24 protein-coding genes are annotated in these 26,188 nt (G+C 36.0%); 8 read left to right on the plus strand and 16 right to left on the minus strand.

Annotated features, from left to right (window positions below; all coding sequences use genetic code 11):
- Window positions 1-7 precede the first annotated feature (7 nt).
- Window positions 8-721 (minus strand): diacylglycerol/polyprenol kinase family protein, encoded by a 714-nt coding sequence (locus VCM44_RS07200; protein ID WP_334678408.1) that lies wholly within the window; start codon window positions 719-721, stop codon window positions 8-10.
- A 53-nt stretch (window positions 722-774) separates the two neighbouring features.
- Window positions 775-2,103: a cation:proton antiporter gene (locus VCM44_RS07205; RefSeq protein WP_115363174.1), complete on the minus strand. Its 1,329-nt coding sequence runs from the start codon at window positions 2,101-2,103 to the stop codon at window positions 775-777.
- Window positions 2,104-2,241: 138 nt separating this feature from the next.
- Between VCM44_RS07205 and VCM44_RS07210 the strand changes: the two genes are divergently transcribed.
- A complete protein-coding gene (locus VCM44_RS07210; protein ID WP_334678409.1) occupies window positions 2,242-2,709 on the plus strand; it encodes a hypothetical protein in 468 nt (155 codons plus the stop codon).
- 7 nt (window positions 2,710-2,716) lie between these two features.
- Here the strand turns inward: VCM44_RS07210 and VCM44_RS07215 are convergent, their stop codons facing one another.
- Genes VCM44_RS07215 through VCM44_RS07255 form a run of 9 tightly spaced genes read right to left on the minus strand, consistent with a single transcriptional unit; the run spans window position 2,717 to window position 11,374 of the window.
- Entirely contained in the window at window positions 2,717-2,851 is a 135-nt protein-coding gene (locus tag VCM44_RS07215) for a hypothetical protein (protein WP_255509249.1), read from the minus strand.
- Entirely contained in the window at window positions 2,842-3,555 is a 714-nt protein-coding gene (locus tag VCM44_RS07220) for a sulfite exporter TauE/SafE family protein (RefSeq protein WP_115363171.1), read from the minus strand. Before VCM44_RS07220 ends, VCM44_RS07215 begins: the two co-directional genes overlap by 10 nt.
- Entirely contained in the window at window positions 3,539-4,942 is a 1,404-nt protein-coding gene (gene ccoG, locus VCM44_RS07225; protein ID WP_115363169.1) for a cytochrome c oxidase accessory protein CcoG, read from the minus strand. Before ccoG ends, VCM44_RS07220 begins: the two co-directional genes overlap by 17 nt.
- A 10-nt stretch (window positions 4,943-4,952) precedes the next feature.
- Window positions 4,953-5,564: a c-type cytochrome gene (locus VCM44_RS07230; protein ID WP_158536908.1), complete on the minus strand. Its 612-nt coding sequence runs from the start codon at window positions 5,562-5,564 to the stop codon at window positions 4,953-4,955.
- On the minus strand, window positions 5,557-5,757 hold the full coding sequence (locus tag VCM44_RS07235) for a cbb3-type cytochrome oxidase subunit 3 (protein ID WP_115363165.1): 201 nt from the start codon (window positions 5,755-5,757) through the stop codon (window positions 5,557-5,559). Before VCM44_RS07235 ends, VCM44_RS07230 begins: the two co-directional genes overlap by 8 nt.
- A 2-nt stretch (window positions 5,758-5,759) precedes the next feature.
- Window positions 5,760-7,916 carry a cytochrome-c oxidase, cbb3-type subunit I gene (gene ccoN / locus VCM44_RS07240; RefSeq protein WP_115363164.1) on the minus strand — a complete coding sequence of 719 codons (2,157 nt, stop codon included), beginning with the start codon at window positions 7,914-7,916 and terminating at the stop codon, window positions 5,760-5,762.
- 2 nt (window positions 7,917-7,918) lie between these two features.
- On the minus strand, window positions 7,919-8,125 hold the full coding sequence (gene ccoS, locus VCM44_RS07245) for a cbb3-type cytochrome oxidase assembly protein CcoS (RefSeq protein WP_120404961.1): 207 nt from the start codon (window positions 8,123-8,125) through the stop codon (window positions 7,919-7,921).
- The gene (locus VCM44_RS07250; RefSeq protein ID WP_334678412.1) at window positions 8,125-10,608 is read right to left on the minus strand and encodes a heavy metal translocating P-type ATPase; all 2,484 of its coding nucleotides are present in this window, start codon (window positions 10,606-10,608) and stop codon (window positions 8,125-8,127) included. Before VCM44_RS07250 ends, ccoS begins: the two co-directional genes overlap by 1 nt.
- A 52-nt stretch (window positions 10,609-10,660) precedes the next feature.
- Window positions 10,661-11,374, minus strand: coding sequence for a Crp/Fnr family transcriptional regulator (locus tag VCM44_RS07255; protein WP_115363158.1), 714 nt, complete (start codon window positions 11,372-11,374; stop codon window positions 10,661-10,663).
- 222 nt (window positions 11,375-11,596) lie between these two features.
- Here VCM44_RS07255 and VCM44_RS07260 point away from each other — a divergent pair, with 222 nt between their 5' ends.
- Together VCM44_RS07260 and VCM44_RS07265 are read left to right on the plus strand one after the other, a co-directional pair.
- Window positions 11,597-13,354 (plus strand): DUF6178 family protein, encoded by a 1,758-nt coding sequence (locus VCM44_RS07260; protein WP_334678413.1) that lies wholly within the window; start codon window positions 11,597-11,599, stop codon window positions 13,352-13,354.
- 129 nt (window positions 13,355-13,483) lie between these two features.
- Complete coding sequence (locus VCM44_RS07265; RefSeq protein ID WP_115363154.1) at window positions 13,484-13,981, plus strand: hypothetical protein; 498 nt, start codon at window positions 13,484-13,486, stop codon at window positions 13,979-13,981.
- Between the two features lie 25 nt (window positions 13,982-14,006).
- Here VCM44_RS07265 and VCM44_RS07270 read toward each other — a convergent pair whose 3' ends face one another.
- Window positions 14,007-14,807, minus strand: coding sequence for a LysR family transcriptional regulator (locus tag VCM44_RS07270; protein ID WP_334678415.1), 801 nt, complete (start codon window positions 14,805-14,807; stop codon window positions 14,007-14,009).
- A gap of 21 nt (window positions 14,808-14,828) precedes the next feature.
- Window positions 14,829-15,260, minus strand: coding sequence for a HesB/IscA family protein (locus tag VCM44_RS07275; protein ID WP_120404956.1), 432 nt, complete (start codon window positions 15,258-15,260; stop codon window positions 14,829-14,831).
- Window positions 15,261-15,390: 130 nt separating this feature from the next.
- Between VCM44_RS07275 and VCM44_RS07280 the strand changes: the two genes are divergently transcribed.
- Window positions 15,391-17,133, plus strand: coding sequence for a M61 family metallopeptidase (locus VCM44_RS07280; RefSeq protein WP_334678416.1), 1,743 nt, complete (start codon window positions 15,391-15,393; stop codon window positions 17,131-17,133).
- On the opposite strand, the gene VCM44_RS07285 is transcribed toward VCM44_RS07280, so the two are convergent.
- Window positions 17,130-17,681: a 4'-phosphopantetheinyl transferase family protein gene (locus VCM44_RS07285; protein WP_334678417.1), complete on the minus strand. Its 552-nt coding sequence runs from the start codon at window positions 17,679-17,681 to the stop codon at window positions 17,130-17,132. The two genes, VCM44_RS07280 and VCM44_RS07285, sit on opposite strands and share 4 nt — an antisense overlap.
- A 69-nt stretch (window positions 17,682-17,750) precedes the next feature.
- Between VCM44_RS07285 and VCM44_RS07290 the strand changes: the two genes are divergently transcribed.
- Both VCM44_RS07290 and VCM44_RS07295 read left to right on the plus strand, forming a co-directional pair.
- Window positions 17,751-17,897 (plus strand): hypothetical protein, encoded by a 147-nt coding sequence (locus VCM44_RS07290; protein ID WP_158536906.1) that lies wholly within the window; start codon window positions 17,751-17,753, stop codon window positions 17,895-17,897.
- Window positions 17,898-17,972: 75 nt separating this feature from the next.
- Window positions 17,973-20,159 (plus strand): glutamine synthetase III family protein, encoded by a 2,187-nt coding sequence (locus VCM44_RS07295; protein ID WP_162929628.1) that lies wholly within the window; start codon window positions 17,973-17,975, stop codon window positions 20,157-20,159.
- Window positions 20,160-20,197: 38 nt separating this feature from the next.
- Here VCM44_RS07295 and VCM44_RS07300 read toward each other — a convergent pair whose 3' ends face one another.
- The gene (locus VCM44_RS07300) at window positions 20,198-20,935 is read right to left on the minus strand and encodes a glutathione peroxidase (RefSeq protein WP_120404952.1); all 738 of its coding nucleotides are present in this window, start codon (window positions 20,933-20,935) and stop codon (window positions 20,198-20,200) included.
- 329 nt (window positions 20,936-21,264) lie between these two features.
- Here VCM44_RS07300 and VCM44_RS07305 point away from each other — a divergent pair, with 329 nt between their 5' ends.
- Together VCM44_RS07305 and VCM44_RS07310 are read left to right on the plus strand one after the other, a co-directional pair.
- Entirely contained in the window at window positions 21,265-23,364 is a 2,100-nt protein-coding gene (locus tag VCM44_RS07305; protein ID WP_334678418.1) for a hypothetical protein, read from the plus strand.
- A 75-nt stretch (window positions 23,365-23,439) separates the two neighbouring features.
- Entirely contained in the window at window positions 23,440-24,264 is an 825-nt protein-coding gene (locus tag VCM44_RS07310; protein WP_334678419.1) for an SAM-dependent methyltransferase, read from the plus strand.
- A 24-nt stretch (window positions 24,265-24,288) separates the two neighbouring features.
- On the opposite strand, the gene VCM44_RS07315 is transcribed toward VCM44_RS07310, so the two are convergent.
- Window positions 24,289-26,067 carry a S41 family peptidase gene (locus VCM44_RS07315; protein WP_115363137.1) on the minus strand — a complete coding sequence of 593 codons (1,779 nt, stop codon included), beginning with the start codon at window positions 26,065-26,067 and terminating at the stop codon, window positions 24,289-24,291.
- Window positions 26,068-26,188 lie beyond the last annotated feature (121 nt).

Raw genomic sequence — 26,188 nt, forward strand, 5'->3', positions numbered from 1 at the left:
CTCTCTTCTACATAATCAATGCAAGAAATACCCAAATTGAAGAGGCTGTCACAAGTGGAATTGTGAGATTGTCATCAATTTTAAAGTCTAAGAAGTCAAAACCGGTTACGACAATTGAGCTAAAAACACATACTAATGCGAGTTTCACATCAAAAGTGTAAACACTTGTAAGTACACCAATGTGGATTGCTAGAGTTGCAATAAGAAATGCAACAGTACCTTCAAGTGATCTATTTGGCGCTAACTTTGTCTTACCAAATCGAATTCCAATAATGGCACTTAATGGATCACAAACAGCTAGTGTGAAGATGGCCACAAGTGCAATAATTTTTGGAAATGTTAAAATTGTAAGAAGTAGGCCCATGAGATAAGGCATTGATGCCGATTCTTTAAGCTGCTCCTCTGCTCTTAGAAGATATTTTGAACCAAGTTTTGTTAACTTGTTTTCTGGATAGTTTAAACGAATTTGTTCAAGAATATAGAAAAGACACGTGGCCACCCCTAGGATATGCACGGCCTGAGTGTGAGTAAGAAAGTGCTTATAAATCATTCCTGCAATAACTCCCATCGAGAAATGGAAGATACGACGCGGCATATGAAGGTCTTTACGAGTTTTTGTTATCTCTTCTTTCTTATCGTTATTCTTATCTGTATTTTCTGTCTCACTTGCTTTCACTTCACAAGTGTCTTGTTCATTAGCAGTCATTGAGGTTGTATCCATGTCCCCATCTTAACTCACAACGTAAATCCTGACAAAGATATTTCAGTATATTCCTACTTTTTAAGGGCGGAAATACTATTATCAATGAAATCTTTCGTAATTTTAAAGAAACTTCGTGTTTGATCTGGGCCGTAACGACTTGCAGCATCGTTCATCATCTCCACTGATATCTCTCCACTTCGCTTCAATGTTTCCTTTAGGATAAGGGGACCAGCTAACTCAAATATGAATATACTAGAGATTATTGTTTGAAAGATGATTTCACTTGTTACATGTGGGATTTCTCCAATAACCATTGCAACAGCTATGGCCGTACCTGCATGTGAATATAGACAGTGGCCAAGATTGTGGTAGTCATTTTCTTTTACACGATAGGCAAAGACTTTATTAGCAAAGTAAATTGAAATAACTCTAACGACTATATACATGAGAACATAGAGGGCGCCCTCTGAGATAATACCTGCAATATTGATATGGGTACCAGCATAGACGAAGAAAATTGCATAGAGGGAGCTTCCCATATCTCTTACGGTAGTATGAATGAGGCGACCTTTGGAAGAAGCCTGAGTGATGGTAAAGCCCATCACTAAGGAAACCAATAGGACGTTCAAATTTAAAAAATAAGTAAGGGTTTGCGCAAATATCAGCATTGTTACAATTGAAAAGAGAAAGTTTCCAATTTTATTTTCAAAATTCTCTAGCCAGGCAAGTAGGATTCCTAGAACAACACCGATTGCAATAGAGCCAAAAATGACCTTGGCCATACTTAAGATGGTCTCGTATGGAGTATCAAAAGATGGCCACACGCCAGTGGCCTCAAAGATAGCAGTAAAGATTAAAGTTCCAATGATTGTTACACCCGTGACAATTCCAAGGTGAATCATAATAGCGTCAGTTAGGGGGCCATGGCTATTATACTCTTTCATAACAAGAACTGTTGTAGGGGGAGCCGCTTCAACACTTATAACAGCAAGCATAAATGAAATAATAAGGATATTACTAAAAGTGAAGGAAGAAAAAATCAATAGGGTGATGGCAAAGAGAATAAAACTAAAGAAGAACATGAGGGCAACTTTTATATGTGATTCTTTCACAACCTGCTCTGATATACGCCTCAAAAGATACTTATTAAACTCGCCACCTATATTGAATAGAATAAGTCCTAGGGCAAGATCCGAGAGATAGCTTGTTTTTTCTAAGAACTCATGAGTTATCACACCACTTACATATGGCCCAAGAAGTATGCCCAAGATAATGAAACCAGAAACTTTTGGAATTCCAATATTCTTCGAAAACCTGGCCACAATAAGACATAGAAGTAGGCATAATCCCAGAATAGGAATAACGGCCTGAGTGTCTGATGGGTCAATAAAGTTGAACAATTTTTACCTCGAGCGTTTTCTGAGTACCATGAGTAATTTAATGCAGTGAGAAACTTTGACCAACTTAAGAGGTCTTAATTTTTACAAAATTAGTTTTTTGCGGATACAATAGAGAAAATTAAATCTTGAGGGTGTTCAGTGAAAAAAAAGGTCTACTTTATTGTTTTTATTTTAGTCATTCTAGCAGGTTTACTGGGGTGGGGAATTCTAAATTACCCTAAGTCTGATGGTTATCGTTCAGGAAAACTTGTTCGTATCACAAAGAAGGGTGTTGTTTTTAAAACATATGAGGGAACTCTAGACCTTGGAAGTGGAGATAAATTAACTTGGAATTTCTCCATTCATGATGAGGCCATTGGTGAGCAGTTAACAGCACAGGCCGGAAGAGATGTAAAACTTAAATACCAAGAACTCTTTTTCAAATTATTCTATGAGACTAATAATGTCGTACAATCGTGGCAAGTTGTGGAGAGTCGTGAAGATAATGTCTTCTTATGTCGACTTGTTCGTATTCTACAAGAAAACTCATCTGTCGTTGAATACTTAAGACCTAAGATTCAAGCACAAGATAGTGAACTACTTCAGCGTATGCGCGACTGCAAGTAAGGTTGCTCTACCAGTACTTCGCAGTTAGGGCGACTAGTAAGCATGGAAAGAGAATGATTACTGTGAAGATCAGAAAGTTGAATGCATAGTAATCAGGGTCACGAAAGAATTTCATAATAATTTTCTTTATATTTAATGACATAGTGGGGCTCCAGCTTGGGGGTTCCACATTGTATATACTCGATATGCAATTGTCACCGTTCCAATGATTAGAAATAAGTATGGGATTCCCATTTGCACCTTGGCCGGGAATTTAATTTTTTGAATAAGTGTTGGGCCAAAAACTAAACCAGGTAAAGTTCCAAGCCAAAAGAAGAAAACAAATAGGGCCGCAAGGGCAGGGGAAGCTGCACTGATCGCAAGAGCTAGCATCGCCCAAAGTAGACCACAAGGAAGTAAGACGCTAATACTTCCAATAGAAAAGTTAAATAGGTAAGGCCTATTTCCAACCTTCTTTGATATTGCAGGCCAAAGCCTCGCATTCAATTGATGAAGCTTTTGAGAGATCTTTGCAGCAAATTTAAAATTATTAAACTTAAAGACTTTCTTTGCACCCATCCATATAAGAATGAGTCCAATACTTAGACTCGAAAAAAGCATTAAGTAAGGGTTACCTTTAAAGTCAAGTAGAGTAAAACCTAGAGTTGGTATAATTAGTGCAACTGATAGGTAACCTAGTAGTCTTCCCAATTGGTATGAGAGATTTTGACCGACATTTCTTGAGACGGCCATTGTTATGCCACCACACATTCCCACACAGTGGAAATTTGCAACAAGTCCCATTGTTAAGCCTGCGCTTATAATGAGATATGGAGAAATGCCTTGGAGACTACTTAGTTGGTCCAACGAGTACCGCCTCTTTTTTTATAACTTTATTTGTATCTAAATCAGTAATGATAAAAGTAAACTTACGACTTCCTTTTTCTAATATACTATTATCGAAGACAATAAATACGTTTTGTCTCTTGTGAGTTGTCGTAAACTCAAAAGGGTTCCTTTGCATTTTTATCTCATAGTTTTCTTTATCAACACCTTCGATAGCAAATTTCACATTATGAGTTTTTATATCACCACTTTGTTCTAAAACAATTTGGAAATGATTTAATGTCTTTGTATCTGACTGTACTCTAAAAGGTGTACCTGGACCTCTGAGGACAGTAGTCGTAATTCCTTGTGACATTGAGACACTGAAAATAAAGCCGATTAAAAGTCCAATTAAGACAATAAGATAAGCGATATTTCTAAATGAAAAAATATGGCGTCCTTTGCCTTCCATATTACTTTGAGTATCGTAGCGAATTAAACCCTTGGGTCTCTTTGTTTTCACCATGATATCATCACATGCATCAATACAATTAGTACAAGCAATGCATTCAAGTTGAACACCACGTCTAATATCAATACCTGTCGGGCAGGCCTTTACACATGCATAGCAGTTAATACAGTCACCGTGCTCGTTAGGCTTCATCCCTGGCTGACGCCTCGGCTCTCCACGTTTTTCATCGTAGAGAATTGCCATCGAGTTATCGTCCATTATTACTGATTGCATTCTTCCGTAAGGACAAGCAATGATACAAAATTGCTCTCTAAACCAGCCAAAGTCTAAAAGAAATAATGCAGTCAAAAAGAGCATAATAGAAAATAGAGTGAAGTTTTCGGCCGGGTTTTGGAAACTGACTGATACAAGGTGGTGTGTTCCTACAAAGTAGCCGAGAAACGTATGAGAAATATGAAGAGAAACAATCGTAAAGACAATCCACTTTAGTGATTTCTTAATGATTTTTTCTTTGTTCCATGGAGAATCGTTAAGTTTTTTTCTTTGTCTTGGCTTTCCTTCAATTAGTGCCTCTAGTTTGAGGAAAATTGAAGTGATAAATACTGTCTGAGGACAGGCCCAACCACACCATACTCTTCCAAGGATACTTGTGATGAATCCAATAAAGAAGAGGAAGCCAAGAATGACAAATATAAGGATTGGTGCATTGTGAGCATAGAATTTATATGTAAAAAATGAAAACTCTCTTGCCGGGATATTAAGGAGAATCATTTGTTCTCCTTGAATATAAATCCACGGCAAGATGAGATAAAAGAATATTAAGAACCAATAGAATATCTCACGCCTTGTTCGCCAAAAGCCTTTTACCTCTTCTGGGAAGAGGTAGACACGGTGACCTTTTTCATCCACTGTGCCTAGACGTGAGTCGTGTAATTCAAATTGGTTCTTATTTGCCATTTTCTTCTCTTTAGTAATCTAGTATTTCACCTTGAGGCTCTTTTGCCTTAGCTGGAGTTGTTCCTTGAAGCTGAATTACATGGTCAGTTACGGCCATAATATCTTCTTTACTTAGAACTTCTCCCCATGCAGGCATCCCCATATCAACGTTACCATGAACAATGAAACTATAGATTTGTTCTGGCGCAAATTTCTTAATATTTTTCCAGTGCTTATCTGTTAAGTTTGGACCGATATCACCGCCACCATCTTCAAGGTGACAGGCAGCACAGTTATCAATGAATACTGTGTTTCCAAGCTCTTTTGCAGCATCTGTTTCAACATATTTATTATAAACTTCAATATCAAAATTTGCTGTGTTTGCAGCTTCTGCATCAATAACTTTTTGCATTTCCTGCATATCTTTTTTGTACGTTTCAAGTAGTGTTGGACCATCCATTAAAACGTAATACATAAAGTAAGGGATTGAGAAAATGAAAGAAAGCGCCCAAAGTCCACTCCACCAACTTGGAAGTGGGTGATTAAGCTCTTGTATCCCATCGTAGTCATGATCGAGGACTAGATGTTTTTCATCTTCTAAAACAATATTTTCGCTCTTGCTATTTTTGTTTTCGTTACTCATTGTTGCTTCCTTTGTTTTCATTTTTGACGGCTTCGCCATCAGAAAGGGCATTGTTTGCCACTTCTTCGTAGAGCTTTTTAGAGCCTGGTCGATGTGACCAGGCCAGGACTGCTACGAAGATCGTAAAGAAAATTAGAAGTGCTAATGTTGGCATCCATTCCCATGGCATGTTTTGCATTGCTTCTGTTTTCATCTCTATTCTCCTGCCTCTTCTTTAGTATCAATACCAAGTCTTTGAAGATAGGCGATTAGAGCAACGATTTCTTTATCGGCAACTTTCATCGAAACACCATTCTCACTTAGACCTTGTGCGATCTCTTGAGCTTGTGCCATCGCATCGTCAATTGAGCGAGTTACTTGCTCAGGAGTGTAAGGAGTTCCAAGTGCCATCATTGCATTCATTTTCTTTGGAAGCATTTTAAAGTTTACTTTCTTTTTAGTTAACCAATCATAATTTGGCATAATCGATCCAGCTGTTACTTCACGTGGATTGATCATATGGCGATAGTGCCACATATCGTTGTACTTTCCACCCACACGAGCAAGGTCTGGACCAATACGACGTGATCCCCACTGGAATGGCCTATCATATACTGATTCGGCCGCTACTGATGGGTTACCATAGCGAAGCTTTTCAGAAACAGTTGGTCTAATTTGTTGAGAGTGACATACATAACAACCTTCTTTTACGTAGATATCACGTCCAAGTAATTCAAGTGGAGTATATGGTTTTACTCGTGGATCTTTTTCTACAAAACGATCCGATAGAATTGATGGAATAATCTCGACAGCACCACCAACAAGAATCGCTAGAAGAGTAAGTACAGTAAATACCATTGGTAAACCTTCAAGCTTACGGTGGCTATCTGCATCTTTTTCTTCAGGTTGTGCTGATAAAGGAGCTGCTTTGTATACTTCTTCTGCTTCTTCTTTATCTTGGTTTACCCATTTTGATTTTCTATATGTCATCCAAATATTAAAAATCATTAAGAAGAAACCAACTAGAACGAATACACCACCAAAAGCTCTTACCCAATACATAGGTACAACTTTTACTACTGTTTCAATAAAGTTTGGATAAACAAGCTTTCCTGAAGCATCAACTGCACGCCACATTAGACCTTGAGTGATACCAGCAACCCACATCGACATCATATAAAGTAGAAGTCCAATTGTTGCTAGCCAGAATTGTGCGTTTGCAATTTTCTTTGAATAGATTTCTGTTTTAAATAATTTTGGAACTAAGAAGTAAATTACCCCAGCAATCATCATGTAGTTCCAACCAATCGTTCCTGCGTGTACGTGACCAACTACCCAGTCAGTAAAGTGTCCAATGTAGTTTACTGATTTGATTGACAGTAGAGGACCTTCAAATGTTGCCATACCGTAGAAAGTTACAGCAGTGGCAAAGTATTTAAGCATTGGCTCGGTACGTACTTTATCCCATACTCCTCGTAGAGTTAGAAGACCGTTGATCATCCCACCCCAAGAAGGCATCCATAGAATAATAGAGAAAGTCATCCCTAGTGTTTGTACCCAGTCTGGAACTGAAGTGTAGAGTAGGTGGTGAGGACCTGCCCAAATATAAATGAATACTAAAGACCAATAGTGGATAATCGATAGACGGTAAGAATAAACCGGACGATTGGCCGCTTTTGGAATGAAGTAGTACATAATCCCTAGAAATGGAGTTGTTAAAAAGAAGGCAACGGCGTTGTGGCCATACCACCACTGAACAAGTGCATCTTGAATCCCTGCATATACCGGATAAGACTTCATAAAGCTTACAGGTAGTGAAAGAGAGTTAAAGATGTGAAGAACAGCTACTGTTACAATCGTTGCAATATAGAACCAAAGAGCTACGTACATATGACGTTCACGTCTCTTTATCAGTGTTCCAAAGAAGTTTACAGCAAAGACAACCCACACAACTGCAATAGCAATATCAATTGGCCATTCTAGTTCTGCATACTCTTTACCAGTTGTAATTCCCAGTGGGAGTGTAATGGCAGCTGAAACAATAATTAATTGCCAACCCCAAAAGTGTACCCAAGATAAGAAGTCTGAGAACATTCTTGTTTTACATAGTCTCTGAGTCGAGTAGTAAACACCAAGAAACATCCCGTTTCCAACAAAGGCAAAGATCGCCGCATTAGTGTGAAGTGGTCTTAAACGACCAAAAGTTGTCCATTCTAGCCCAAGGTTAAATTTCCAATAAGCTAGTTGAAATGCAATAAAGACTCCCATGAATAGAGCTATCGCACCCCAGAGAATTGTTGCCATTAAGAAGGCTTTCGAAATCTTGTCGTCGTACGAAAACTCTTCTAATTGGGCTTCATGATTTGTACTCATAATCACTCTTCCTTTTTGTTTTTAACATCATCATTTATATGATTTTTTTTCTTCTCAGTTTTAATATCTTTATCGTCATCAAATAACATTCTTACAGATGGCGTATCTAAGTCATCATATTGTCCGCTCTTTGCGGCCCATATAAAGAAAACTAGAAACGCCACACCTAGCATTATCGCAAGAGGTAACAAAACAAATATGACTTCCATCAGCTTTCACCCTTTATTTTTAAAATTCTCTTATCAAATCCAATAAGAGGTATTGTACTAGAGAGCAATACAGTTAAAGAGCTTAGTGGCATTAGTATTGCCGCATAAAGAGGAGTAATTATATTGGCCATGGCCAGGCTTATTCCTACGATGTTGTAGCTTACTGCAAAGAAGATATTTCTTCTTAATGTTTCCCTTACATTTGAAGCAACTTGAAATAGAATTTGGATAGGTGAGAGATCATCATTAGCAACGTAGATATCACAGCTTCTCATGGCCATATCTGCTCTTGCTCCTATCGCTATTGACGTATTTGCTTTAACCATAGCTAGAGCGTCATTATCACCGTCACCAATAAATGTAACATTCTTAAGCTTTGCTGCTAATGTTAGCTTTTCTTCAGGCTTTTGTTCGATGTAGATATGTTTTGGATTAATTCCAAGCTTTGTTGCAACATCGTATGCAGAATCAGAATGATCACCAGTTGATAAGTGTATATCGATATCTTTTTCTTTAAGATAGTTAACGACTTGTATACTTTCTGCTCTCACACTATCTGATACTTCAAATGTTGCAAGAAGAGTTGAATCTTCAAATAATCCAATAAGATTCTTTTCTTGTTGAGTAATCGCTTTTATTTCATATTGAGCTTTGTTAATAATTGCACTAACTCCGCTTCCTAAAATATTAACAACATCAATAAGTTGGTATTGATTTGCTTCCTCTTTTGTTAACTTCGATTTTGCATACTTTTTTATAGCAATGGCAATTGGATGTTGAATACTTCGCTCAATTCCTAGTGCTATTGCAAGAATCTCATTATCGCTATATTGAGACTTATTAATGAAGTGATTAACGGCAAAGTCACCTTTAGTCAGAGTCCCTGTTTTATCAAAGATTAAATTCTTAGTATTATTTAATTCTTCAAGAGAAGATTCATTTTTAATATAGATACCAATTGATTTTAATTTATTAATTCTTGTTGCAATAACAATAGGTGTAGCAATTGCAAAAGCACATGGGCAGCCTACAATTAAAATGGCCAAGATCTTCTCAAAGCTTGTTGTAAGATTACCTGTATATAGGCCTTGTAATAGAACGATTGTACTTAAGAAAATAATTCCAATAGTGAAGTACTTCGAAATCTTTTGGGCCCATAAATTAGCAGGGTTCTTTTGGATTGAATTTGATTCAATTCTCTCTAGTGTCTTTCCTAGTTGAGTTTGTAGTCCTATTTCTTCAACCTCAAGAGAAATACTAGGGCCAATGCAAATTGCTCCGGCCTTAATTTTGTCGCCTTTATTAAGAACTATAGGGTGGCTTTCTCCTGTGTTGATTGTATTGAGAATAATTCCCTTTTCACTCAATAACTTACAATCAAAAATTATGCGCTCATCTTCTTCAACGACAATTGTATCGCCGACTTCAATCTTACTTGAGTAAACCTGTTCTTCTTTTCCATCTTTAACAAGTTTCACACCTGTATTGTAGAAAAGAGAAGAGATACCTTTTGTGGACATTGATTTTTGCGTTAATACCTTAACAGCAAATCGCGATAGTAAGATTAGGAAAACTAATGTTGTGATTGAATCAAAATATACAGGACCTGATCCAATTAGAAAATTATATGTTGAGAGGATAAAGCCAAATGCAATTGCCATAGCAAGTGGTATATCAACACTTGTACTTTTAAGTTTAATCGCGCTTAAACTGCTAATAAAGATAGGTTTTGCGCTAAAGAGAATAACAGGTAGGGCAAAAGCAAGACTAATTCCATCAAATAGACGAGCGTACTCATGAGTTGCTCCTGCATAATTTGAAATCGCATAGATCATAATATTCATCATGGCCGAAGCAGCAACTCCGATTCTTAAAATTTCTGTACGATTACTAAGTTTTACACCCTTATTTGATGCAGGATTATAAGCATGAGGAAGATAACCAAGTCCTTCTAAAGTAGCGGCCAACTTTGCTATTGAATAAGGCTTCTTAGTGTCAATAGTAAAACTTGCGACATTATTACCAATATTAACTTGGCCATGATCGATGAAGTCCAGTAGCTTAGAGATTCTCTCAATTAACCAGACACAAGCAAGGCAGTGAATTCCTTCTATTAGAAAGTGTACTCTTAGCTTGTCATTATCAATTGTGATAAAGTCATCTAAGAATTCTTTCTTATCCATAAATTGATACTTATCACTTAACTTTTCGTAACTTTCTTTACTTGTTGTTTGTAAAAGTTTTGGATTCTTAGACTTTTGGACATCTTGATATTGATAGAATTCTTGTAGGTTATTTGAATGAAGTAGGCCATAGACACTCATACAGCCGTAACAACAAAAGTGATGTTTCTTACCACTCTCATTACCATCACTTTCTGATGTGATAATGTTATTGGCATCAAGAGGTTCACCGCAGTGATGACATATGCCATCTTGAGCTGCGACTAAGTGCTCTTGGGCCTGGGCCCTTTCAAAATCCATTTCTCAATTCTTCGTTATAATAACAATTCTTTAAACTTAATTAAGTAAAATATTAGTGAACCCCGTCGGCTCTTTTTTGTAGCTCTTTGCGATCTTTAATAACTATCAATTTACCATTTTGATCAATAAGGCCATCCTTTCGATATTCAGAGATGATGCGAATTAATGTTTCATTCGCTGTCCCAATCATTGTTGCCATCTCTTCTCTTGTAAGCTTGAGGTTAATTTGAACTTCGCCGTTACCAAGATCAACACCGTGCGAGTCTGAAAGTTCCAGTATAAGCTGTGCAATACGCTCTCTTACATTTTTTTGATGAAAAGAACTTGAGCGCTCTTCAGCAACACCCATATCACGGCTAAGCTTGTTAATTAATTCTAATGCGATTGATGGCTTATCATTGATTAGCTTAAGGACATGATTGCGATCGATAAAACAAACCACGACATCATCAAGGGCCGTAGCTGTTCCGTGAAATTCTTGTGCTGTAAAAAGAGAGCGGTGACCAATAACATCACCATGAGTAACAATTCTAATAATTGTTTCTTTCCCGTCTTGACCAGTTTTTGTAAGTTTTATATTTCCAGATTGAATGCAGTAGATTCCTTCTGGGCTATTTCCCTGAGAGAAAATACTTTGGCCACGTTTAAATTTTAATGTGTGTGTCGTCGATGAAACTTCCATTGCTTCTTGGAAAGTTAGACCACAAAAAATTCCCATATCTTTTGATGGGCAATCTGCACATTGTTTCTTATCTAAAACTGCCATTTTCTACCTACTCGTTCCTTACAAACATAAATTAACACTTATTTAAGTTAAATAATATTTTTGTAAAAAAACATGATCTTCATCATATTAGTTGCATTATTTATAGTCAAATTTTCATATACTTAGCCAATTTAGCCTCTTTTTGTTGATGCAGTGTTTCTAAGTGCTTATCAAACCAATATAAATATTAACATCTTATACCAAATGCCGTAAATTAGGTATATGACTAATGATTTAAAAAATAAGAAAGAAATCAAAGATAATTCTAAGAAAAATCCCGGGAATGCATCGCTTCCTAATACTGATGTTATTAACCTTATTCTTAAAGAATCTAAGGCCTACACTTCGATGGAATTAGTTAATAGCTATATTTCAAAGGGAGAAAGCCTTGAAAAACTACCTGTTCAGCCTCTTTATGTTTCTATTAAGGCCTTGCCAATTGAAGTTAAGACTCATGCTCTAAGCCTTTTATCAAAGGAGCAAAGAGAAACTTTCTACGATATTGATCTTTGGTCAAAAGATGACTTAGACATTAACGAATTCTCATCGTGGGTAAGCTCTGTTGCTAAGAGTCCAGATGATCATATTCGTTACGAGTTTATTGAATCTGATCAATTTATTCTCTTTCTAAAGGGACGCTTCAATGTATGGACTTTTGATGTTGAAGATCCTGAGTACCCTGACCACGATAATTATTTCTTAACTGAAGATAATTTACTACTTTTTGAATTTGATGAAGAAAATGAAATTGTTGATGAAGTAAGACAATTAATTCGTGATCTCTATACAAATGTTGGAGTCGAAAAGGCCTATCAGCATCTTTTTAAAATGATCTCTGAAGATTATATGATTTATAATGAAAACCAATATCAGGCCAAAAAAGAGAGACTTAGAGAGTATGGTTTTGTCGATTATTTTGATGCGCTAGAGGTAATGAATGCATTCCCATCAATCAGTCATATCGATTTCTTTATTAAAAAGAGAGAGCCCTTAACTGGAAATATTTCTACTCTTGGCAAGCTTCAAACTCTTCATCAGAACTCAATTATCGCTTTTGAAAAGAACTCTGGAAGTATTCATGAGGAACTTTCAAAGGTTTCAGATGAAAAGCGTTTTAACTACCTTCATTTTAACTTTATTCGTATGCTCAATGCGAGTATGGAATATTATGGCGTTCTAAAAGATGGCCCAGTGGCCATGACAAGAATTGGAAACCAAAACCGAGAACTTGTCTTACTTGGAATGTCTTATATCAATGAACAAAGATCTTTTGATAATGAAAGTCTTTTTGATTACTTCGATTTTACAGATATATATAAAATTGGAAATTCTCTTATTCGCATCTTACAAAAAGATGTGAAAAAGGCCCTTCGTAATAATCTAATGGAGGACTCAACAGATAACTTCTTAGGTGCATCTTTTGATCTTTTCCTCGATGATTTCTTTAGTGATCTGGTTAAGTATCGTGATGATGATAACAAAATTGTCGTGGTCAATAATGCTGAGGTTTGGCGAAAGCTTCAAAGTAAGTGCAACTTGTTAAGAGAGCTTATGCCTTTTATAAAAGGGTTAAAAGAAACATATCTTTCATTAAAAGATGATGGACTATTATCTGATAATTACTATTTAAATTACGATGTGAATTCGATTGATTTTGAGGCCATTATTCTTTCCACATTTATTAATTTTAGTTTAGAGAAATTTAAAAAAGATGACTCTCGAAAAATGGGTGTTTCCATTGAAGAATTTAAGGACTTTCTAGGAAAGTCTAAGCTTAGTGATGGAATCTTTGATAACCCATATATTAAAGAAAAGATTGCGCTTTTTGCTCAAACCTTTGGATTGGATAAGATAGATAATATTCACGCCTATATTATGAAGATTTTACATGATCATTTATCTGGTTATGAATTCGAAAATTTACGAGATGATGAGTTCAAGCACATCGGTGGCCCTATTATTTTCAACACCTTAAGCTGAGGCTAATGGTACTTATTAGTTTAAGCTAATGCTTGTTGGTCTTCAACGAGTGGAGCATGTAATATTTTCTCTCCCAAAAATTACGAAATAATGGCAGTATGCCTTATCAAATTGGAAGGGAGAGTAAATATGAAATTACTTATTCAATTATCGATTGTGGCATTTATAGCAACTAAACTTATGGCCGCACCAGTTAAACTTGTTCACATTACAAATGATGAAGACAAGTCATACTACCATCTTGGTATTAATGTCGATGATGAAACTTTGGAGGTTGAATCTCTTTATAAGAATGAATTCGATCAAAATGGAAAAGTTATCTCAACACAGACATATACCTTACAACAGCTTCTTAAAGGAGTGACTCTGGTTGAGCGCTCTGATCGTCAAGTTGTAAAAATCAAGGCTTCAAACTTAAACCCATCGGATGGTGCCGATATCACAATTGATACTTTGTACTCAGGTATTAATGGTGAGAGAAAGCATTACGATGCCTCTGTTGAAAGAGTTGGTTCAGATTGGAAGTTTAACTTTGAATCGAGAGCTTCATCAAAGCTTCACTTTGTTTCTAATAAGAAATTTCTAATTGGAACAATTGGTATCAAAGACATCAAAAGAGTTAAATAATTATCTAAAAAACAGGCGAGCGTTTCTAGTTCGCCTGTAATATCTTTGAAAATTCTTTTAAAAATGGCGGCATATTCTTATAGCTAAGAGTGGTCATATAAATATTCATATTCTTAAGGCCTGTAATAGGTTCTGTATGAAATTTATGATTCTTAGATAGGGTATGATCAGGTACTACAGCAATACCTACACCGTGCTTAACTAGCGCTTTTATACTTTCAAGAGAGCTAACAACGATCTTTTTTGCGGGAGCCTTCTTTGAAAGCTTGTATAAGTGGTCTAGTTCACTAAAAACAATCCACGTGTACTCGTGAAGCTTCTTCTTGTTAATTTCTTCTTTTGAGATAATGACAAACTTCTCTTCAAATAACTTCAATGACGAAGTTAGGTCTGATTGAAAGCCATCAGTTGAAAAGATCATGTCATAGACACCGTCTTCAATACCTCGTCTAAGGGCCGGAGAGTCTGCTACGTGTACATATATATCGCGTTTATAATTTTGGGCATACTTTGCAAGAATTGGATTAAACCAGTTTACAAGTAGTCCATCCAGGATTCCTATGTGAATTGGCCTATCTTGATTTTTTTCAAAGATTTCACCAACGTCAACTTCAAAGTGCTCTATCGACTTAAGAAGATCTTTTGCTTTTTTCGTAAGAATAACTTTCTTACTAGAGCGAATAATAAGTTCTTCATTCATCGATTCTTCTAATAGCTTTACTTGACGAGATACCGCAGATTGAGCAATTTTTAACTCTGCTGCCGCTTTTGAAAAGCTTAGGTATTTTGCCGTTAGAGTAAATGCCTTTAGATAGCGATAATCCATATTTTATCCTACTGAATTTTGCTATTGAACTTTTGGAGGAATTTTTGACTTATCTTTACGCCAAAATTTTCCTTGGAACTCATCTTGTTGCTTATTAACAACGACAAAACCTTCTTCGTCGTTAATGTAGTTAAATTGATAATCGATCTGCGTTTCACCTAAGTAGAAAGCAGTAAATGGATCAATGGCCACTTCAATATCCATTTCCTTCACAGGAACTAGAAAGTCATCATCATTTAAGTCGTGGAAACCTATTGAATATTTAAATCCTTCGCATCCTTTACCACTTATAAGAATTCTTAAGTACTTGCCTTGTAGAGTAAAGTCGTTTTCAAGCATAAGATTAAGCTGATCTTGGGCCATTTGAGTAAAACTTAATTTTGGTAGCGTTACTTGAGAGCGGTCGATATTGTACGACGCACTGCTTTGCGCTGATTTTGATTCAGTTTTCATCGGTTGTCTTCCATTAAATTGTGTTGTTAATGGCTTTTAGCAAGTAAACGAACCCTTTTCAAGAGGTTTTTGATGAAATAAATTAGAGTTATCTAACAGTTATAAAGTAAAGATAAAAGGAGCTATAGAAGTGCTTAAATATACTATTGATATTCCAAATCCACACACTCATCTCGTCAATATTAGTTTAGAAGCAGATATCAAATCTCAAGGTGTAGAAGGTGATATTTTTCGTTTCTATATGCCATCTTGGTCACCAGGCTCTTATTTAATGCGTGAGTATGCAAGGCATATTAAAGAGATAAAAGTTGAGGACTCTAAAGGTAATCGACTTTTTCACAAGCAAGTATCTAAGAATGAATGGGAAGTTCAACTTGATCATCCTGTTTTCAAGTCAGAAGTGATTAAAGACGATTCAAAGGTTCTTATTCAATATAGTGTCTATTGTCATGACTTAACGGTTAGAACATCTCACGTGGATAATACACATGCCTTCTTACATGGGCCAAGTGTCTTTATTGCATTTGAAAATCAGCAAGGCCCTGCTCAAATTGAGATCAAGATTAATCCTCTTTGGACTAAAGTTACAACTGCATTAAAAGATGTATCTCCTGAGAGAACGACTTTCTTATATGAAGCAGAGAATCTTGATGAATTAATGGATTCTCCCTTTGAAATAGGCTGTCATGAAACTAATGGGTTTATGTATAAAGATAAGGAACATCACGTTGCTTTCTATGGAGATTTTGCTTCACAAAAAGATGTCTTCTCTGGACTAATGGCGGATATGGAAAAGGCCGTTCACGAGACAGCAAAGATTTTCGATGAAGATTTACCTTATGATCTTTATTATTTCATCACTCATCTAACTCCTAATGGCTTTGGAGGTCTAGAGCATCTCGATTCTACAGTTCTTCAATTCTGTCCATTTGAATTGGCAAAAGAAAAAGGAAGGAAGCAATTTATTGAATTAGTTGCCCATGAATATTTTCACCTATGGAATGTTAAAAGGATTAGGCCAAAAGAGCTTGGACCTTTTGATTATAAGAATGAGAATTATACTCGTATGCACTGGCTTACTGAAGGACTAACTAGTTTTGTGGATCAGTTAGTAACTTATCGTGCAGGCTTTTATTCACCAAGTGAGTATATGGAGTGCATGAAGAAAAATATTAATAATTTTCTTTCAACACCTGGCCGTGGTTATCACTCTTTAGAAGATTCATCTTTTAATGCATGGGTAAAGCTTTATCGCGCAGGGGAGAATTTTAAAAATTCTTCAGTTAGCTATTATTTAAAAGGTGGCCTTGTATTCTTCGTCCTAAATGTTCTTATGAAAGAAGAAGGTAAGGGGATTAATGACCTCGTCCGTGCTCTATGGGCGGATTATAAGGAAAGGCCTGAGACTGGTTTAACTAAAGATGGCTTCTTTGACATCTTATCATCTCTTGTTTCTCAGAAAGTATGTGATGAATTTAAACTTCTAGTAGAAGGTGTTGAAGAGATTGACTTTGAATCTCATCTTAAAAAAATGGGTGTTGAGGTTGAATGGACAACTCCTAAACTTGATCTTGGTGTTAATCTTTCGGATGAAAAGGGAAGAATCAATATTAAGTCAGTAAGACAAGGAAGCTGCGGATATAAAAGTGGCCTAAATGCTGGAGATGAAATTATTGCAATCAATGCTTTAAGGGTAGATAAGAAGATCATCGATAAATTAGATGAGATGTATAGTGAAAATGATCAAATCGATCTTTTAATCGCACGTACAGGTAAGTTGCAAACTGTAACAGTTACTCTAGGCAATGGATTAAGATCAATTAAAGAACTTAAAGTTAATGATGAAGAATTATTTAAAAAGTATTTGAGTTAATATTCTGCGAGGACAAGGATAAATTCTTTGTCCTCTACTTTTTGCTTTGTTAGTGAAAAATCAAAGGTTTCACCGTTTGGGGCCAACAAAGTCGCGTTTTCTTGAATTTCAAAATCAGTTAGAACAAGTGTTTTTTGCGATTGATCGTGAAATGGATAATAGGCCTTAAAGGCCGCTTCTTTTATGCACCAAATCTCTAGGGGAGAATAGAGTTCTAATTCCTCTTCTTTTGAGACAAAGTATTTAAAGCTTCCATCCCTTATTTTTCTTCCAACCCATTCGATATCGATGCCGATAGAACGTACGTCTTTGTTGATGCATAGCGCACAGGCTGCTAGCTCCTTGGTGTGACTTATTGATACCAACTTAGTCTCGTCAGCTTCCATATGTAAGTGATTGGATATACTTAAGTTCTCTTCTTGGGTCAGCTCTTTTAGGCACCATCTGGATAAGCGGTAATCAAGCTTGTGATCCATAAGATAGTCTTTTGGAACTTCTTTTGGTGTCACATATAAAAATGTACTTCGTTTAAAATTTTTATTGCTCATCAGCATTTCTTTTGCAATTATGCATTTATCTATCAATTATTTTTGTAGCTTAAAGTTTTGGAGTTCGCAATGTTACCACCAGATGCATATGAAGCAATATTAAAAATGGTCTTTGTTTTAATGGCAGGTTGTGTTCTTTGTATGTCTAAAATCAAGGCCGAAACAATTGATTATTCTAAAATCCAAACATTCCAAGAAATTCAAATTTCTCAATAAGATTTTGTTGGCATAAATATTCATCCTTTCCTATAATATTGGTAATAATAACTCACTGCCATGGAGAGGAAGTATATGAGTGTTCAAAGTAGTCTTAATGACACTATCAATCAAGGTTTAAGTTTTTTTCGCCCTAAGGATACAGCTGGAAATTATCACAAGATATCAGATTATTTCGGTGAAAATACATTTGATATTCAAACAGCCGAAGAAATCCCTGATTCTATTAGAGAAGAAATTAACGAAGTCATTAATAGTAACGCTCAAATCACAGAGTCTCAGGCGCAGATTGTGGCAAAGGCCGTAACTGCTTGGGCCTTAAATAAAGGTGCAACTCACTTTTGCCATTGGTTTCAACCGTTAACAGGTGCAACTGCTGAAAAGCATGACGCCTTTCTTGATTACGATTATTCAACTGGCCAGCCAATAGAAGAATTATCAGCGACTCAACTTATTCAAGGTGAGCCAGATGCATCTTCTTTCCCAAATGGGGGAGCGAGATCAACTTTTGAGGCCCGTGGTTATACTGCATGGGATTTAACATCTCCAATGTTCTTAATCGGCTCTGGACAGTCAAAGACGCTTTGTATTCCAACGGCTTTTGTTTCTTATCACGGAGAGGCTCTTGATATTAAGACTCCATTACTAAGGTCAAATTCAGCTCTTGGTGAAGTCGCAAAGAAATTCTTGCACTTAACTGGAGAAACTGATGTTAAGCGCGTTATCGCAACTTGTGGGGCAGAACAAGAATATTTCCTAATTGATAAGGCCTATTACTACCAAAGACGCGACCTCGTAATGACTGGACGAACTCTCTTTGGTGCTGCTTCAACAAAGAACCAACAACTAGATGATCACTACTTTGGCGCTATTAACGAAAGAGTTATGGCGTTTATGGAAGAGCTTGATTTTGAACTTCATAAATTAGGGATTCCTGCAAAGACTCGTCACAATGAAGTTGCTCCAGGACAATTTGAAATTGCTCAGATTTTTAGAGATGCAAATATCTCTGCAGATAATAATCACATGGTAATGGCGACAATTGAAAACGTGGCCAAGCGCCATGACTTTGAAGCTCTAATGCATGAAAAACCGTTTGCTGGAATCAATGGATCAGGTAAGCACCTAAATTGGTCACTTGCAAGTGATACTGGAATCAATTTATTAAACCCAGGAAAAGAGCCTCACCAAAATTATCGCTTCTTAGCTTTTACTGCTGCCGTAATTACTGCGGTAGATCGCCATGCAAAACTACTAAGAGCTTCTATTGCTTCTCATAGTAACGACCATAGACTTGGTGCAAATGAAGCTCCTCCTTCTATTATTTCAGTTTTTACTGGATCAACAATTGAGAAAATTTTTAAAGCAATTAAAGAAAAATCTGACTTTGCTCCAGAGTCTCAAGAAATACTAGATCTTGGTGCTGGACAACTTGCCAAGCTTCCAAAAGATAATACGGACCGAAATCGTACTTCGCCATTTGCTTTTACTGGAAATAAGTTTGAATTTAGAGCATGTGGTTCTGATCAATCAATTGGATTTCCTCTAACAATTCTCAATGGAGCTGTGACAAGTGTTCTTGAAGAAGTTAATCATAAGCTTGAAAGCAAAATTAATGAAGGAACACCTGTTGATCAGGCCTTATTAGATGTTTGTCATGAGTTATTAAATGAGTCTTGGAATGTAATTTTCAATGGTGATGGTTACTCTCAAGAATGGTTAGAAGAAGCTGAGCGTAGGGGACTACCAAATCTTAAAACAACTGCAGATTGTTTAGAGTATTTAGTTAATAAAGATGAGACTTCATTTTTAACGAAGCATGGTATTTATCGCAATTCTGAATTAGAGACTCTTTATAACGTTCACTTAGAAGCTTATATCACTAAGCGTGAGATTGAATTTAATACTCTCATTGGAATGGTTAATCAGCATGTAATCCCTGCAGCGATTCAATATAAAGAAAAACTTACGAATTCAATTCTAGCGAGTAAGTCATGTAAGGTTGAGGCAACTGTCGAAAAAGAACTTCTAAAAGAGCTACAATTTTCTCTTGAGGGTGCATTTGAGCAAACGAGAAACCTAAAGAATGCCCTAAGTGACTTACATGAGAAAAACTCAGAAGAAGAAGCTGCTAGAAAAATTGCTTATGACTTAATGCCTGTAAGTGAATTGATTGCACAAAACTGTGCTAATCTTGAGCAGATCATTCCTGATGATATGTGGCCAGTTCCAACTTACTTTGAAATGCTTTTTTGTATTTAAGATATGTAGAAGGCCAGCTTAATGCTGGCCTTATTTTTTTACTTTGAAGCGTATAGTTCTTCTAATTTATCGCGTCCACCAATCAGCTCCCCGTTGATAAAAATCTGCGGAACTTTTGTTTGACCTGTGATAGCGAATAGGGCCTGATTTGAAGTATCCTTACCAAGGATAATTTCATTATACTTATGGCCTTTTTCTGTTAAAAGCTCTTTTGCACGATGACAGTGAGGACAACCTGGTCTTGTAAATAGAGCAATGGCCTCAGGTGCTTTAGCTTGCGGGTTTAAGTATTTTAACATTGTATCAGCATCAGATACTTCAAATGGGTCACCTGGCTTATCAGGTTCAATAAATGATTTTTCTACCACACCGTCATTTACCACCATTGAGTAACGCCAAGTACGTGATCCAAAACCAATATCTGACTTATCAACAAGTAGTCCAATACCTTTTGAGAACTCACCATTACCATCAGGTAGGACGTGAATATCTTCTGCGTTTTGATCCTGTATCCAAGCATCCATTACAAAAGCATCGTTTACTGAGAGAACATAGATCTCATCAACACCTTCTTTTTTGATTGCATTGGCCAGTTCATTATAACGAGGTAAGTGTGTTGATGAACATGTTGGTGTATATGCACCAGGTAGTGAGAATACGACAACTCTCTTTCCCTTAAACACATCATCATAACTTAAATCTACCAGGCCACCATCTCTATAAACTTTAAATGATGTCTTAGGTACTTGCTTTCCATCAATACTTTCAAATGCCATGTTTTTTCTCCTAGTTATTTACTCGTTTATTCATTATTACAACTTTTAACTTTCAACGAATTTTATCGTTATATTCATTATCGAACGCTTTCTTGTATAAATCCAGTAAATTAATATTAAGTCGTATTAGATAATATCTATCACTATTTAGTCGTAAATATATGAAATTAAGCCAGTGTTAATAATGGATAAGAAAAATCTTGCTTCGCGTCGATAAATGAACGAACATCCCTTTTAGGCTAAGAATCTGTATTGCACGTTAGTTTCCGTTTCTTTTCCTACCAAAGGTCCAATGTGGATAGTCCACAGGGGAAATAGGGGGATGAACCGTGAACACTAAAGGTAATGCAGAGAAGAATTTGAAAACTCTACTTCTCATTTTAACATTCACAACTTTTACTAATCTAAATCTTGCTTTCGCACAGACAGGGCAGGAATCTGTTCAATTTTCTAATTTCAGTGTTGATAAGTATAAGTTAGAAAGTGAGTTTTCCGATACAGATCTGGCCGACATATCGCCAATTTATAAAACGATTTATGACAATTACGAAGCAAATTACCAGTCCATTGGTGATCGACTTAGTAATGAATCAAATGGTTTCTTTGGTGGTGTCAATCTTGTGGGGTGGAGACACGCTGGAAATTTTCATGGTTTTAAAGTTATGTTTAATCGCTCAGCTGCACCTTCTCTTTTTGATGAGGATCAGTATCTTGTAAATGATGAGATGGTGATTGAAATTTCTGCCCGTAATTTCTTAAGCGCTCTTCAAGAAAAGGGGATCATTGATATTGCTCCAGGGGTTTTGAAGTCTTATAGTAATTTATCTCTTAAAAGAACAATTCGCTACAATCACTTTGCTGCAAATGCAACGGATGCTCTTCAGACAAACTTTGATCGTTTATTCTTTATGTATCGTTATTTGAATCCAGAAAATTTTGATAAATTAAGTGATTACGATTTTATCAAAAAAGAAGATGCACTTACTTTTGCAGCTGGAGCGGCAGCAACTGCTTCCTATCAAGGTATTGGTGTTGCAGCTGGTGCACTTGCTAGCTATGAAAGAAAGTCCTCTGTTGAAATACAAAGACTTGGCCCGGCAGATAATGCAAAAGAAAATGAGTTAATACGTCTTACAGCAGAAGATTCTAAGTTAATTTCAGCTGGAGCAAATATCACGCTTATGGCGGACTTTTTAAATATTGTTAAGCTTACATTATTTCGCTATGACTTTAGTTATAGTTTTGAAAAATCATATAAGGCCTATATGTCTATTTATGTTCAGGACTTACATGATAGAGAGAAGTTATCTGAGTTAAAAAATGTAACTCGTTTTGGAAAATTTAATTATTCAAAATTAGCAGATAATATAACTAGCTATGAAAATCGTAAGAAAGAATTAAAAAAGAGTAAGTACTTGGCCTTTATTATAGGTGGGGTCAAAGACTCTCAAACAGAATCGACAGAGGTCGTAAAAGATGGAAAGGTTTATAAATTCTTTTCTCATCGCTATGAACGTCTATCGTATACACAAAACTTTTTTACTAAATTACTTAATATCGTTCTTGGTCAACTAGTTGGCTATGATCAATTAATCTCAAATGATCGAGTTGATTCTAAGGTCGTTGATATCAATTATGAATCAAATGAGGAGCTTATTAAGTCTCGTCGTGATTTTGATATCTTTAGCTCTAATGTCTATACCATGACCCTTGATCAGCAAAGCAAGGTAAATAAGGACTATAAGTGGAGTAAGAATAAAACCGAAAAAAAGATGAGAGGTCTTATTAGAGATCGCACTCAAAGTTATGGTAACTTTGCTTCAGTCCTTGATAACTATACAGTTAAGGCACCTGCTGAATTTTCATCTACTATGACAATTGATAATTCTAATATGGCAAACTTCTTAAATCGTAATTCATCTGAAGTTTACGATATCTTTAAAGAAGCTTGTGGTGGAAAATCAAAGAACTTTTTTAGACGCCTAAGGTCTTTTTTCAGTGCTTGTCGTCACAAGCTTTATCGTTCATATGGGACATTCTTAAAAGAGTGGTCCGTTGGAAAGTATACTTCTGAAATAAAAAGAAAGTGTGAAAGAAAGTATCGTTGGAAGTATTTCTTTAGGCCTTCAAAGCGTAGAAGAATGGTCGCAGCATGTATGGAAATAGGTTCAAAGCAGCTCTATGCAAAGTATAAGCATGAACTACCACTGTGGCGTTTTAAAGATATTGCTTACAATATTAATAATCACGTTGAAAAAGACTATCTCATTCGTCGACTATTTGGTTCTTATTCAAATAAAGGAAGTTTTAGTGCTAATTTAAATGGTTCAATACCTTATAAGAATTATTATTCTGAAGGAGAGAATAAGGAGAATATCTTTACTCAATTTCAGATTGAACAAAATCTTCGTTCACCTGCATCATTATAATTTCAATATACTTGTGTATACGCCCATAAATAATTTATGGGCGCATGTGCATATAAATCATGTTAGGATGGGCCTATGAACGATTTTTACTTATTTTTCTATCATGAAAAGCTAAAGGATCTACTACTTGAAGAAATTAAGTTAAAGCATCCTAAGCTTAGATTAAGTTTCTCTAATAAAGAATTCATCAGTATGAAAGGCCCTTCTTCATATGAAGAACAACTAACAGCAAATCCCTTAATCTTTGCACGCAGACAAGCAGTCTTTAATGAGAAGAGTCAGGAAAAGCCATCTGCTGGAGAGTCTGTCGCAGTCTCAGAGAATCAATTCTGGTCTTATCGTACAATTTCTACTTCGGTCGATACATTTGAGATTGAAGAGGTTGAATTAGCGCAGGAAGTTCCTGCTCGTGCTTATCATAAGATTAACCAAGCATTTACACTATTTAATATAGAGCTATCATCAGATGATCAGGTTATTGAAGTCGGAAGTGCTCCTGGTGGAATCTCATACTATGTATTAGAAAGGGGTGCTAAGCTCGTCTCAATTGATCCTGCTAAGATGGATCCAATTATTAGTGAAAAGTTCGGTGATAATTTTGAACATATTAAAAAGAGTGTATTTGATATCACTCGAACTCAATTGCCAAAACATTGTGATTGGTTGATTTCAGATCTAAATCTAAATGGAGACTTAAATACAAATCAATCTCGACGCATTATGGACTTTTATAAAGATATTAAAGGTGGCTTTCTTACGATTAAAACACCAGTCTTAAGTGATTTAGAAAAGATTGATTTGTGGGTAAAGAACTTCTCGGATAAATATGATGTGACAGTTTTTCATTTACCATCTCATCGCAGAGAGATCGGCTTTATGATAAGGCCGCTTAATAACTAAGATCTATTAAGCGGCCGAGATCAATTATTGATTTAATACTTCAATTGCTTTTGAAATCCATCCTGACATGTAGTTTTTAGAATCTTCTAATGTCTCTACATATTCAATATCTGCCTTAACAGGTACATTTTCTGAATTTAGTTCATAGGCCGAGTCTAAACCTAGGTCTTGTTTGTAGCTAACTTCAGATTGTCCGTAACCAAATAGCATATTAGGGATCTGAGTAGAGAATACATGAAAACGGTCTTTAAACTGTGTATTGTATTCATCATTTGAGCGATAACCTGCCCCTGTTCCATTAGCATGTGTACCTATTAACTTAGCTCGTTTTGATCCTTTAAGAAGAATACTTGTGATATCACACGCTGAAATACAATTTGGAGAGATAAGAGCGACGATTTTTCCATTGTAACCACCAACTTCTTCATCTGCTTTAATATCTTCATTTTGTACAGCTCTAGAGTATGGACGTTCGTTATATGCTGCTTCAAAGAATGCATCTGATTGTCTTTCCCAATCCATTCCATTGATATCTTTAAATAACTCTCTTACCCCATAGTATTCTATTAATTGGCGCATATAGCGTGTTGTTGCTGTTGCCCAAGTTGCATTTGGATAAGTCTCATTCTCTTGAGTTAGCATTGAAAGTAGTTGTGCAGGGTAACCACCGTTTCCACCACCATTATTTCTTATGTCTAGAATTAGGTCTAGGCCTTGATCTTTAAAGTATTTAATGTTTTGTCTTAAAGCATCAAGGAAGCTTTTGCTTTGGCCATTGTTATAAACAGTCGATACCGAAAATGAATTTACAGCAAGGTAAGCATAGGCTTTAGTGTTTTTAAGTATTAAAGCTGAGTGAACAATTGGACTTCCTCCACCATTTGCAGATGTCCAATTCTCTAGTTCAATTGCACCTTTTGGTAGTCCTGAATCGAAGCCTTTTACTTTTAGGCTAGTGTTCTTTACAAATTTTCTTTCTTTATCTGAAAAAGTAAATCTTAACTCTTTAAGCTTTAGGAAACCTTTTTGCTCAAGGTAGTATGAAATATCTTTCTTTCTAATAACTGATGTATCACCAGAGAAATAAAGTGGTAGGCGTACTTTATAAATGCTTCCGTTTTTAGCACTCTTAATTTCTGCATCAAAGAAAGGTCTTGATGGAAAGAGGAAGTATCTTTCTAATAGAAAACGTCCTGCTTGTGACTTTGCAAAACCAACACTTGATGCATCCATATATGGCATAAGGTTTTTCATAGCCTCTTTTACTGGTACACCGTCAACGCTTAGTAGCTCATCTCCAAGTTCTACTTGCTCGATAACTCCTGAGCGGCTTTCTAAAACCGTCTTTTGAATAACTTTCTCATACATTTGTGCTATAACAACTTTATCACTTGCTGGGATGTATTTAGTATTAAAGCCAGATACAATCCAAGGTGCAGGTATATGAGTGTTAAGTCCAAAGTGAGTATCTTGGAAAGTTGCGATGATCTTTTTAGTACGATCGTAGAAATTCATATTGCTTCTTGCTTGTGCAATTGCACCATCGACATCAGCAATTGTTTTTTCTGCTTCGATTGCCTCTTTAAATAACTTATCTCCATCAACACCGATACGCTTTTTCTTAATTTCCCAAAGAGCGTATTCTGCTTTTGTTTGCTTATAAAGATCAGTTAAGATTTCTACACGGTCTGCCTGATCGATATACCAAAATTCTTTGCCAGAAAAGGCCGTTTTATTGATTGCCTGAATATTAAAAGAAATATTGAGGATGGTTAAGATTAAGACATACTTTATCGTATTCATGGGGCTCCTTTTGTGAATGAGGGAATTTACCAATCCTTGATGTACACGTCATGACTCTTTGCGTAAATATCTGAAAGCATTACAAAAATGACTCTTTTCATATGGTGGCATGTTGACACTA

Source organism: Halobacteriovorax sp. DPLXC-1 (assembly GCF_036903125.1).
Taxonomy (GTDB): domain Bacteria; phylum Bdellovibrionota; class Bacteriovoracia; order Bacteriovoracales; family Bacteriovoracaceae; genus Halobacteriovorax_A; species Halobacteriovorax_A vibrionivorans.

Bases quoted from the DNA above. Each gene is read 5' to 3' on its own strand.
- ccoN (WP_115363164.1), bottom strand. From the start codon at position 7,916: ATGAGTACAAATCATGAAGCCCAATTAGAAGAGTTTTCGTACGACGAC.
- VCM44_RS07255 (WP_115363158.1), bottom strand. From the start codon at position 11,374: ATGGCAGTTTTAGATAAGAAACAATGTGCAGATTGCCCATCAAAAGAT.
- ccoS (WP_120404961.1), bottom strand. From the start codon at position 8,125: ATGGAAGTCATATTTGTTTTGTTACCTCTTGCGATAATGCTAGGTGTG.
- VCM44_RS07310 (WP_334678419.1), top strand. From the start codon at position 23,440: ATGAACGATTTTTACTTATTTTTCTATCATGAAAAGCTAAAGGATCTA.
- VCM44_RS07270 (WP_334678415.1), bottom strand. From the start codon at position 14,807: ATGGATTATCGCTATCTAAAGGCATTTACTCTAACGGCAAAATACCTA.
- VCM44_RS07200 (WP_334678408.1), bottom strand. From the start codon at position 721: ATGGATACAACCTCAATGACTGCTAATGAACAAGACACTTGTGAAGTG.
- VCM44_RS07265 (WP_115363154.1), top strand. From the start codon at position 13,484: ATGAAATTACTTATTCAATTATCGATTGTGGCATTTATAGCAACTAAA.
- VCM44_RS07315 (WP_115363137.1), bottom strand. From the start codon at position 26,067: ATGAATACGATAAAGTATGTCTTAATCTTAACCATCCTCAATATTTCT.
- VCM44_RS07235 (WP_115363165.1), bottom strand. From the start codon at position 5,757: ATGAAAACAGAAGCAATGCAAAACATGCCATGGGAATGGATGCCAACA.
- VCM44_RS07290 (WP_158536906.1), top strand. From the start codon at position 17,751: ATGTTACCACCAGATGCATATGAAGCAATATTAAAAATGGTCTTTGTT.
- VCM44_RS07250 (WP_334678412.1), bottom strand. From the start codon at position 10,608: ATGGATTTTGAAAGGGCCCAGGCCCAAGAGCACTTAGTCGCAGCTCAA.
- VCM44_RS07295 (WP_162929628.1), top strand. From the start codon at position 17,973: ATGAGTGTTCAAAGTAGTCTTAATGACACTATCAATCAAGGTTTAAGT.
- VCM44_RS07215 (WP_255509249.1), bottom strand. From the start codon at position 2,851: ATGTCATTAAATATAAAGAAAATTATTATGAAATTCTTTCGTGACCCT.
- VCM44_RS07275 (WP_120404956.1), bottom strand. From the start codon at position 15,260: ATGAAAACTGAATCAAAATCAGCGCAAAGCAGTGCGTCGTACAATATC.
- ccoG (WP_115363169.1), bottom strand. From the start codon at position 4,942: ATGGCAAATAAGAACCAATTTGAATTACACGACTCACGTCTAGGCACA.
- VCM44_RS07285 (WP_334678417.1), bottom strand. From the start codon at position 17,681: ATGAGCAATAAAAATTTTAAACGAAGTACATTTTTATATGTGACACCA.
- VCM44_RS07230 (WP_158536908.1), bottom strand. From the start codon at position 5,564: ATGAGTAACGAAAACAAAAATAGCAAGAGCGAAAATATTGTTTTAGAA.
- VCM44_RS07260 (WP_334678413.1), top strand. From the start codon at position 11,597: ATGACTAATGATTTAAAAAATAAGAAAGAAATCAAAGATAATTCTAAG.
- VCM44_RS07300 (WP_120404952.1), bottom strand. From the start codon at position 20,935: ATGGCATTTGAAAGTATTGATGGAAAGCAAGTACCTAAGACATCATTT.